At 62.8% G+C, this 10,285-nt stretch carries 10 protein-coding genes; 7 read left to right on the forward strand and 3 right to left on the reverse strand.

Annotated elements, in window-relative coordinates:
- A partial coding sequence (locus VKV28_15325; protein HLH78174.1) for a YraN family protein occupies nt 1-277 on the reverse strand: 277 nt, incomplete at its 3' end.
- A 206-nt stretch (nt 278-483) separates the two neighbouring features.
- Here VKV28_15325 and gatC point away from each other — a divergent pair.
- The 4 genes from gatC (at nt 484) to VKV28_15345 (ending at nt 4,521) form a co-directional block, all read left to right on the forward strand.
- Nucleotides 484-783, forward strand: a complete 300-nt coding sequence (gene gatC / locus VKV28_15330) for an Asp-tRNA(Asn)/Glu-tRNA(Gln) amidotransferase subunit GatC (GenBank protein HLH78175.1) — start codon at nt 484-486, stop codon at nt 781-783.
- Between the two features lie 21 nt (nt 784-804).
- Complete coding sequence (gene gatA / locus VKV28_15335) at nt 805-2,265, forward strand: Asp-tRNA(Asn)/Glu-tRNA(Gln) amidotransferase subunit GatA (GenBank protein HLH78176.1); 1,461 nt, start codon at nt 805-807, stop codon at nt 2,263-2,265.
- Nucleotides 2,266-2,288: 23 nt separating this feature from the next.
- Nucleotides 2,289-3,743, forward strand: a complete 1,455-nt coding sequence (gene gatB / locus VKV28_15340; GenBank protein ID HLH78177.1) for an Asp-tRNA(Asn)/Glu-tRNA(Gln) amidotransferase subunit GatB — start codon at nt 2,289-2,291, stop codon at nt 3,741-3,743.
- Nucleotides 3,744-4,179: 436 nt separating this feature from the next.
- Nucleotides 4,180-4,521, forward strand: a complete 342-nt coding sequence (locus VKV28_15345; GenBank protein HLH78178.1) for a c-type cytochrome — start codon at nt 4,180-4,182, stop codon at nt 4,519-4,521.
- 151 nt (nt 4,522-4,672) lie between these two features.
- Here the strand turns inward: VKV28_15345 and VKV28_15350 are convergent, their stop codons facing one another.
- Complete coding sequence (locus VKV28_15350) at nt 4,673-5,239, reverse strand: MarR family winged helix-turn-helix transcriptional regulator (protein HLH78179.1); 567 nt, start codon at nt 5,237-5,239, stop codon at nt 4,673-4,675.
- Between the two features lie 248 nt (nt 5,240-5,487).
- Between VKV28_15350 and VKV28_15355 the strand changes: the two genes are divergently transcribed.
- Nucleotides 5,488-6,801: a Rieske 2Fe-2S domain-containing protein gene (locus VKV28_15355; GenBank protein HLH78180.1), complete on the forward strand. Its 1,314-nt coding sequence runs from the start codon at nt 5,488-5,490 to the stop codon at nt 6,799-6,801.
- A 1-nt stretch (nt 6,802) separates the two neighbouring features.
- On the opposite strand, the gene VKV28_15360 is transcribed toward VKV28_15355, so the two are convergent.
- Nucleotides 6,803-8,044: an MFS transporter gene (locus tag VKV28_15360; protein HLH78181.1), complete on the reverse strand. Its 1,242-nt coding sequence runs from the start codon at nt 8,042-8,044 to the stop codon at nt 6,803-6,805.
- Nucleotides 8,045-8,370: 326 nt separating this feature from the next.
- On the opposite strand from VKV28_15360, the gene VKV28_15365 reads away from it, so the two are divergent.
- Nucleotides 8,371-8,718 (forward strand): circadian clock KaiB family protein, encoded by a 348-nt coding sequence (locus VKV28_15365; protein ID HLH78182.1) that lies wholly within the window; start codon nt 8,371-8,373, stop codon nt 8,716-8,718.
- A 56-nt stretch (nt 8,719-8,774) separates the two neighbouring features.
- Nucleotides 8,775-10,285 (forward strand): PAS domain S-box protein (locus VKV28_15370; protein ID HLH78183.1); only part of this gene is annotated, 1,511 nt, incomplete at its 3' end.

Here is a 10,285-nt window from a genome sequence, read left to right on the forward strand (position 1 = left end):
GGCGCCGCTGTTTGCGCCAATCCACTGCTTCCTGCGGCGCTCCGGCAGCCTCGGTGCGGCGCGCCTTTACCTCGATAAATACCAGCGTCGGCCCATCCAAGGCCACCAAGTCCACTTCCACACCGCCGGCCCGCACATTGCGCGCCAGCACGCGGTAGCCGTGCCGACGCAAATGGCGGGCGGCTAGAGCCTCGCCGCGCCGGCCCAGAGCGCGATTGCTATCGTAATGGACGCGGCGAAACAGCCGCCCCAGCAGACGCCTTATCCGACCGGTCATGGACCTCTTTCTGGCTGACGGGCGCGTAGCGCTTGCCGCCGCTCCCGATTTGGGCTTCAATGCGCTCGCCTCTGCCGCATCTTCTGCTCTGCTAGGCTAGAGTCTCTTGGGCAACCGCACAAGCGGAGCGCTCGCCTGCTTGATTAAGGCTTTTCATGCTAAGCTGATTGAAGTTTGGCGTGAGTGCGAGGTGGGAAAGGATTGAAATGGCTTTGCGCAGCGCAATGACTTTAGAGCGGGTTTACGATATCGCGCGGCTGGCACGGCTTGAGCTGAGCCCCGAGGAAGCGCAGGCGATGGTAAGCGATTTGGAGAAGATCCTGGATTACGTCGAACAGCTCAACCAGCTCGACACCAGCGCGGTCGCGCCTACCGCCCAGGTTGGCGACATGCTGGGCGGCCTGCGCGAAGACAACGCCAGCAATACTGACCGCGCGCAGGAAATGCTGGCCAATGCACCCGCCCAGCAGGAGCAAATGTTCCGGGTGCCCAACATTATTGAATAATTGAATAGAAGTCATTTTGCCGTGGCTGACAACCTGTGTAACTTAACGATCACCGCAGCCCAGCAGTCGCTGCGCTCGGGCGAGTTTTCGGCTGAAGAGTTAACCCGCGCCTGCCTGGAACGAATCGCCGCCACTCAGCCCAGCCTCAACAGCTTCATAACCGTCACACCCGAGCTGGCGTTGGCCCAGGCCCAAGCCGCCCAGCAGCGCCTGAATCAGCCCAATCCACCGCCGTTATGCGGCATCCCCCTGGCGATTAAGGATATCTACGCGGTGGCGGGGGTTCGCACCACCGCCGCCTCCAGGATTCTGTCCAACTTCGTTCCGCCCTACGACGCGACCGCGGTGGCGCGCCTACGCGAGCAGGGTGCGGTGTTCGTGGGCAAGGCCAACCTCGACGAGTTCGCGATGGGCTCCTCCACCGAGAACTCCGCCTTTGGCCCGACGCGTAATCCGCACGACATCGAGCGGGTCGCCGGCGGTTCCTCGGGCGGTTCGGCGGCGGCTGTGGCAGCCCATCAATGCCTGGGCGCGTTGGGAACCGACACCGGTGGCTCCATCCGCCAACCCGCCTCGTTTTGCGGCGTGGTGGGTATCAAACCGACCTACGGCCGGGTCAGCCGCTACGGGGTAATCGCCTATGCCAGCTCGCTGGACCAGGTGGGCCCGTTTACCAAGACTGTGCGCGACGCCGCCATCATGCTACGTGCCCTGGCTGGCGCCGATCCGCTGGATTCCACTTGCTCTGCCCGCGACGTGCCCGATTACGAACGGGCGCTCAGCGGCGAGATGGGTGGACTGCGGGTAGGTGTGCCCAAGGAGTTCTTCGTCGCCGGGATGCAACCTGAGGTCGAGCAGGCGGTACGCGCGGCACTGCATCAGATGGAAGGGTTGGGGGCGGAAATCGTCGAGGTCTCCCTGCCCCACACCGAATATGCAGTCGCCACCTACTACTTAATTGCCACCGCCGAGGCCAGCTCCAACCTTGCCCGCTACGATGGCATCAAGTATGGCCTGCGGGCGGAAGCTGGCAATCTGCTGGACCTGTATAACCGCTCGCGCGCCACCGGCTTTGGCGCCGAAGTCAAGCGGCGCATTATGCTGGGCACCTTCGCGCTCTCAAGCGGCTACTATGACGCCTATTACCTCAAGGCGCAGCGAGTGCGCACCCTTATCCGCCAGGACTATGAACGTGCCTTCGAGCGCTGCGATCTGCTGGCTACCCCGACCGCGCCAACCACCGCCTTTCGCCTGGGCGAAAAGCTGTCCGACCCGCTACAGATGTATCTGTCGGATATCTGCACAATTTCTGTCAATTTGGCCGGATTGCCTGGACTGGTGCTGCCCTGCGGCTATGACCGCCAGCGACTGCCAATCGGATTGCAACTGATCGGCCCGCCCTTTGGCGAAGCCGTCCTGTTTCGCGCCGGCGACGCCTACGAGATGGCGGCCGCCGAGACCTCGCAGGCGCGCTCGCGCTGAGCAGGTGGAATGAGGATTATTCAATGGCGAGCGCGGTTGCTTCATTGGAATACGAAGCCGTAATCGGGCTGGAAGTTCATAGCCAGCTCCTGACTCAGAGCAAATGCTTTTGCGCCTGCTCCAGCCAGTTCGGCGCACCACCCAATAGCCACGTCTGCCCGGTGTGCATGGGGATGCCTGGGACGCTACCAGTGCTCAACCGACGAGTGTTGGAACTGGCTATCCGGCTGGGGCTGGCCGCCCATTGCCAAATCATGCGCTCCTCCACCTTCGCGCGCAAAAACTACTTCTACCCCGACCTGCCCAAGGGATACCAAATCAGCCAGTATGACCAGCCGCTATGCGTGGGTGGTTATCTCGAACTGCCTGGCGAGGAGGGCGCTCAGCCCCGCCGCATCCGCCTGGTGCGTATCCATCTCGAAGAGGATGCCGGCAAGAACATCCATCTGCCCGATTGCAGCCTGGTGGATTACAACCGCTCAGGCCTGCCACTAGTAGAGATCGTTTCCGAACCCGACCTGCGTTCTGCGCGCGAGGCTAGCGCATATCTGCGAGAGCTGCGCGCAATCGTGCGCTATCTCAAGGTCTCCGACGGCAACATGGAAGAAGGCAACTTCCGCTGCGATGCCAACGTTTCGGTGCGTCCCCGCGGCGCCACCGAGCTGGGCGCCAAGGTCGAAGTCAAGAACATGAACTCCTTCCGCCACGTCGAGAACGCGATCGAATACGAGATCGAGCGCCAGATCGAGGCCTTGCGCGCGGGCGAGCGCATTGCGCAGGAAACCCGTCTGTGGAATCCCGATCGTGGCACCACCCACCCGATGCGATCCAAGGAGTTCGCCCACGATTATCGCTATTTTCCCGAACCCGATCTGGCCCCGGTGCTGGCCCCACGCGAGCTGGTCGAGGCGGTCGCGGCGCGGATGCCCGAGCTGCCCGCCCAACGGCGCGCGCGCTACGTTGAACAACTGGGGATCAGCGCTTACGAGGCGCAAGTTCTCACCGCCGAACGCGAGCTGGCCGACTACTTCGAGGCCCTGCTGCCGGCCGTAAGCAATATCCGGATGGCGGCCAATTGGGTCATGACCGAAGTCTTGCGAGTGGTCAACGAAAGCGGGCGCGAGCTGGCCCAGGCAGTTCCGCCGGCCGGTGAGGTGGGCACCCTACTTAAGCTGGTCGAACGCGACACTATCAGCCTCAATGCCGCCAAGACTGCTTTTGCCGCGATGTGCAAGTCGGGTCAGGGCGCGTTGGCTATCGTGGCCGAGTTGGGACTGGCCCAGGTCTCCGACGAAAGCGCGATCGCCCACGCCTGCCAGCGCGTGTTGCAAAGCGAGCCCGATAAGGTCGCGGAATATCGCGGCGGACGCAACAAGCTGTTCGGCTTCTTTGTCGGGCAGGTGATGAAAGCGATGGGCGGCAAGGCCAATCCCAAGGTTATCAACGAAGTCCTGCGCCGCCAGCTTGAGGGCAGTTAGCGCGCACCGAAATCTTCTTGGCGACTTGTGGGCCATGCGATTGTGAAGTTTTTTCCCTGCTAGATTGCCCGCCAGCACGAGCAGCGCCGAGCGACTTTCGCAGCGCGTAAATTGAACTCGACGGCACCATTGGTCGGGTCCTGACGGTCTTTTTGCGAACTGAAGTTTCGAACCGGCGAGGCGACAGCGCTAAACGCATTGTTCGGGGATCTGAGCACCGGTGCAGCTGGTCATGCCATCAAAAACTCGTTAAAGTATGCGTTAGAAAATCTGTCTACATAGGGGAAGTGACAAAAGCCAGGAGCTCAGGCTAAAGCCCGTTATCGTTGCGGCCTGCGGCTGCGAAAAACGAATTTGCGCGGCTTGGCGCCGTTGTGATCCGCAAGGTTGCTTACAAAGTCCGCGAAAATAGAGTTTTGTCGCCGGAGGTTGAGGCATGAAAAAACTCGCGGCAACGTTAGGTTTCTGCGCGACGGTTATGCTGACGGAGGTCGCGCCGGCGCAAATGACACCTCCGGCAACCGTCGCAACCGGCAGGCGGCTCTTTCATTCCTACTGCGCCCCTTGCCATGGCGACGACGCCAAAGGCAATGGTCCGATGGCTTCATTTTCGGCCGAGCAGGTCGCTGATTTGACCGCATTGCGGCGGCGCTACCACGGCGCGATTCCTTTTGGCAAGATCTGGGACATGTTGCCCGACCAATGCAGCGAAGCTTGCCCGAACAAGCCGCAGCAGGTCCGCGATATCCAAAGCTTTTTAGCCACCCTGCAGAAATAGCGGACGCTTGAAGCCTGCGTGGCGCGCCGAGTATCGGTGCCGTCTGTCGGCGCGAAGCAGTTCAAGCGTTGGTCGCGTTTCGAAGAAAATTGCACTGAATGTGCTTCGGGACATGGCGCGGCGTGTCACACCTGGCAGCGCGCAGCGCGCTTCAGGCCTGTTCCTTTTTCGCTGCTTTGCTTCGTGTCTGCCTGGCCGAAAACAAAGCCGTGGGCCGCTGGGCCATGGCGCTAACCTCATCTTCGGCCAGATTGCGGATCATCGCCAACAGCACTTGGCGGGTACGCGTGACATCCTGCGCCGGAACCCCAGCAACTGCGACTTGATTGACCTGCAATGCCAACGGCACCAGCTCCTGCTTGAGCCTGCGGCCGGCCGGGGTCAAGCAAACATAATTGTTGCGCCGATTGTCGGCGCGCCGGTCGCGCCGGACGTACCCACGCCTGGCCATCACGCGCAAGGCGGCCAAGGTGGTAGGTTCGGTCAGCCCCGCCTGCTCGCTCAGTTCGCGCTGGGTTAGACCGTCGCGCTCCCATAGGATGCGCAAAAAGACCCAGTGGCCAAAGGGTATGCCGCGCTCGGCTAGTCGTCGCGTTAACGCGCGAGTTACCCCGCGCGCGGCGTCGCGAATAAGATGGGCCAGGCGGTCGTTGGGCACCGCCTCCAGCCAATAGCGCAGAATCGTTTGCGCCTCGCTCGATGGCTTGCCCGCACTCACGACGGCGCGGCCTCAAGCTGACGCCAAAGCGTGACCTCGCACCCCTGGTGCGCCGACTCAAACATCGCCAGACCAACCTCCGTGGTGGCCAACACCCACTCACCTTTGGTTAAATTAGCAGGGCGCAACCTGGCGGCAACCAAAGGCTCAGCTTTGGCAGCTGGACAAGGGCGCCCGATCGGTGTTAGTTCGATACTTAGCTCTCTAAGTATTGAGTTTCAATCCAGCAACCGCGCGGAGGAGAGGCGATGTTAAGTCCCCAGGACAACGAACTGCTGTGCCGGGTCCAGGGCGATGCGCCGATGGGTCAGATCATGCGCCGGCAATGGCTGCCAGCCGCCCTCTCGGAGGAGCTGGCCGAATCCGACGGCACGCCACGCCGGGTGCGTTTACTGGGCGAAGATTTGGTCCTGTTCCGCGACAGCCTGGGCCGGCTGGGCGCCTTGGACGAGCATTGTCCCCATCGCCGCGCCTCGCTGGTGTACGGCCGCAACGAGGACTGCGGTCTGCGCTGTCTGTTTCACGGATGGAAATTCGACGTCGAGGGCAACGTGGTTGACATGGCCTCGGAACCCACCGGCTCGTCGCTGCGCGAGAAGGTCAAGCATAAATCTTATCCCACTCATGAGGCCGCCGGCTTCGTCTGGATTTACATGGGACCACCCAATCAGCAGCCGCGCTTCCAGGCTCCGCCCTGGGCACCGACCGCGCAGACCCGCGTCAGTATCGTTAAGATGCACATCCGGTGTAACTGGGCCCAGGTGCTGGAGGGTGCGATCGATTCCTCGCACAGCTCAAGCCTGCACTCCACCGATATCGCACCGGCGCAAGTGGCGGGCGCGCAGGCCAACGACAAGCAATGGCTGCGCCCCTCCACCGACAAGGCGCCTAGAATGCGTGCGCAGGTGCATAAATGGGGTTTCCGTTACGCCGCGATCCGCACCCCGATCTTCAATCCCGAAACTCACGACTATGTGCGGATTACCGTGTATATCGCTCCATTCACCGTGCTGATTCCGCCCAACAATATGTACAAACTGTCTCAGGCGATCATCCCCATCGATGACCACAACACCATGTTCCATTTCATCGCATGGCACGAAACCGCGGGGATTGATCAAGAAGCCTGGCGGCGTTATTGCGTGGCGCGACCGGGGATCGACCTGGACGCCAACTGGCTGCCCATTCGTTCGCACGACAACCATTACCTGCAGGATCGGCGCGCGATGAAGGAGGGCTCCTTCACCGGCATGGACGGCATTCCCACTCAGGACATGGCGATGTGGGAATCGATGGGTGCAATCGCCGACCGCAGCCAGGAGCGCCTGGGCATCAGCGACTTGGCGGTGGCGCAATTTCGCAAGCAGATGGTGGCAGCGGCCAAGGCGGTGCGCGCCGGCCAGCCCGCAATTGGGACTGCCGGCCTGGAGCTGGGCCAAGCCCGAGTTAGCTCCTTCGAGGGGATCGTGCCGAAAACCACCGACTGGCGCACGCTGGGCTACGAGCCGGCGCCCGGTGAGGACGCGGCCGACCACGCGCGTAGCCCAGACGCGCAGCCATGAACTACCCCGCAGCGGTTTGCCACTGGGCGGGAATAGCGTCGTGCCCAGGCGCCGGATAGATCAGCGCGCTGCACAGCGCGCCGCCAGCGTGCAGGGCAATCGCCAGCACCAGCACATAGCCGTAGCCCCCGGTGACGTCGAAGATGCGTCCCGAAACAAGCGGCGCGCTCCCCAGACAGACGTTGGAAAGAAATTGCAGCAGCCCTATCACCGCGCCGAACCGGCGCATCCCCAGCGCCTCGGCCGCCAGCAGGGGAATGATCGCGTGCGGAGCGCCCGCAGTGGTGGACCAAAAAACGCAAAACACCACCACGAACAGCCATCCCATCATGCTGGGGCCGGCATGACTCAGGCACACAATGCTGAAGACCGAGCCCGCGATCGTTAGCAACATCGTGGGTCGCGCGCCCAGCCGATCCGCGAGCCAGCCCATGACTAGAAAGCCGACGCCGGCGCCCAGCGCCTGAATGCCAAAGATCGTGGCAGCCGTGGGTGGGCTGAAGCCGACCCAAATCAGGTATGAAACGATAAAAATGTAGATGCTGCCCACCGCCAGCCCGTATAGGCATTGCACCGCCAACAGCAGCCAGAACGCCCGCGCCCGCACCAACTGAGCGCTCTCCAGCCCCGGCAGGGTAGCCCGTTGGTTTTTGAGATCGTTGCCTCCGGCCGTGCGCTGGCGCACCGCCAGCAGCACCAACGGTAACGCAACGAGCAGCATCGGGACCGCCAGCCAGACCATCGCCTGTTGCCAGGGGTGATGGACCAGTTGCTGGCCCACGACCACCGGCCAGATCGTCATCCCGACCGAAAATCCCACCAACGCAAGCCCGATCGCCATCCCGCGCCGTTCCTTGAACCAGCCCACCGCAACCAAGGTCGCGGGCAAAAAAGTCCCCGCCGCCACCCCGATCCCGAGCAGCGCATAGGCGCTGATCAGCAGGGTCAGAGAACTGGCCCGGCTACCCAGCAGATAACCGGCCGCGGTCAGCGCGATACCGACGGCCATCACCCAGCGGGCCTGGATCCGATCCAGCAGCCATCCCACCACCGGAGAAACGATTCCGGTGGCCAGAATTGAGGCGGTCGCGATGCGCGCCGCCTGCGCGTGAGTGGCGCCAAATTGTCGAATGATCGCCGGGAGGAACACCCCAATAGTGGAACCGGCCGGCCCTTGGACGATGCACAACACCACCGCCAAGCTGCCCACCACCAACCATCCGCGCCGATCCGAGCTTTCCATGGCGGCTAATCTCACCCGCCGCGGGGGCCGGGCGCAAGAGCTGGCGAACGGGCGGCCATCTCTGGCATGAAGCGTTTGATTGCATCGGGTTCAGCGCTTGACGATACAGAGGTGGCAGGGACCGAAGCGGCCCAAAGAACGTGAGCGCCGATCGAGCCAACAATTGGCGTGAAAATAAATCAACAATCTGTTGAATCAGCTCCACAAATTGTATTATGGGGGAGGAAGGTGCAACTCTTGCCGCCGGTTGATCGGAGATCGGGCCGATCCCGGCCGAGCAATGGTTGGGCTGGGACTGCAACTGTGATAGTCAGTTAAAGATTACTATGGCCAGCCCGCGCCAGCAAAGTTCTCCCACCGAGCAGGTGGCCTGTCGGCTGCAATTGTTCATCGCTGGAATGACCCCGCATAGCACGCAAGCGGTGATTGGCTTGCGCGCTGTCTGCGCGCGCTTGCTGCGCTCATCCTTTGAGTTGCGGGTGATCGACGTCTATCAAGAGCACACGCTGGCTACAGCGCAGGAAGTATTAGCGGTACCCACCTTAATCGTATCCGCCAAGACCGCCAGCCGGGTGGTCGGCCTGCTGTCGGAAGCTCGTGTCGCCAGTGCCCTGAAAGCCGCCGGGGTGGCGGCCAAGGACTTTCAAGCAGACGCAGTGACTGTGGCTCGATGAGGGGTCAGCGCAAGAGCGCAGTCTCGGCCGGCTCCAAAGAGAGCCTGCGGCGCCGTGTGGAAGAGCTGGAAACCACCCTAGGGGCGATCGCACGCGGCGAGATTGACGCGTTGGTCATTGCACACCCCACTGGCCCGCAGGTCTTCACCTTACAAGGCGCCGACCAGCCCTACCGGGTGCTGGTTGAAAACATGAGCGAGGGGGCGCTAGCGCTGCTGCCGGACGGCACGATCAGCTATGCCAACCGCCGCTTTGCGCAAAGCGTCAAGTATACGCTGGATGAAGTCATCGGCATCCGTTTCGAAAACTTCCTGAGCGGCCCCGACGCGGGTGCCTTCGAGCGCCTGATGGCCAGCGGCGGGGTCGCCCGCGAGCTGACCTTGGTTGCGCGCGATCAATCGCGCGTGCCGGTGCAGATTTCGGTGCAGCCGATGGAAACCGCGGGCGGGCCGCTGCTGGCGGTGGTGGTGACCGACCTGAGCGACGTCTGGCGTAATCGCGAGTTGCTCGCCACCGTTATCAATAACGTTCCCAACCTGCTGTTGGCGGCGTGGGATTCCACCGGAATCTACACGATGTCGGCAGGCCTCGAGCTGCAGGTCCTGGGCCGCTCGCCCAACTACCTGGTGGGAAGCTCGTTGCTTAGGACTAACGCCTGGCCCGCCGAGCGCATCATCGAGGGACGCCGGCGGGTCCTGGCGGGCGAGCAGGTCAGCGACACGATGCATCTGAAGGGGCGCACCCTGGACGTGTGGATGACTCCCATCAAGAACGCCACCGGTGCGGTGATCGGCGGCGTGATGGGCGCGGCGGATGTCACCGAACGGGTCCGGATTGAGCGCGAATTGGAACGGCGCGTGGCGCAGCAGTCAGCGGTGGCGGCCTTCGGCCAACGGGCGCTGGAGGGGCTGGAGCCGCAGGCCTTGGCGCGCGAGGCCACCGAAGTCGTGCGCCGCATCCTCAACGTCGACCGCTGTTCGCTTCTGGAGCTGCAAGCCGACGGCGAGCATCTGCGGGTCAATGCCGGCACGCTGGAGAAGTACGGGCAAGCGCCGCGTATCTTTCCCCTCAAAGAATTTCCCCAGGCTCGCCAGGTGCTGACCACCTTGCAGCCATCGGTGGAAGACGATTTCGCCGCCAGTGGCCATTTCGAAAGCGCTTGGGCCACGCGGCATGGGGTGCGCAGCGGCTTAGTCGTACCCATTTCCGGCCGCCAGCGCCCTTATGGCACGCTGGGCGCCTATACCACCACCCAACGCAACTTCAGCTCCGACGATCTTAACTTCGTCAGCGCCATCGCCACCCTCTTCGCCCAAGCCCTCCATCGCCACGAAGCCGACGTCGAATCGCGCCAGCGTGAGGAATTCTACCGCTCGCTGACCGAGAATCTCTCCGAAGCGGTCGCGGTGATCCGGCCCGACGGAATCCTAGAGTACGCCGGCGACTCCACGGAGCGCGTGCTGGGCTACAAGCCCGCCGACGTGATCGGAACCTCGGCCTTCTGGTACCTACCGCCCAATCAGGCGCAATGGCTGCGCGCCAGTTTGGCCAAAGCCCTGCACAATCC

The sequence above is a fragment of the Candidatus Binataceae bacterium genome (assembly GCA_035294265.1).
GTDB lineage: Bacteria > Desulfobacterota > Binatia > Binatales > Binataceae > DATGLK01.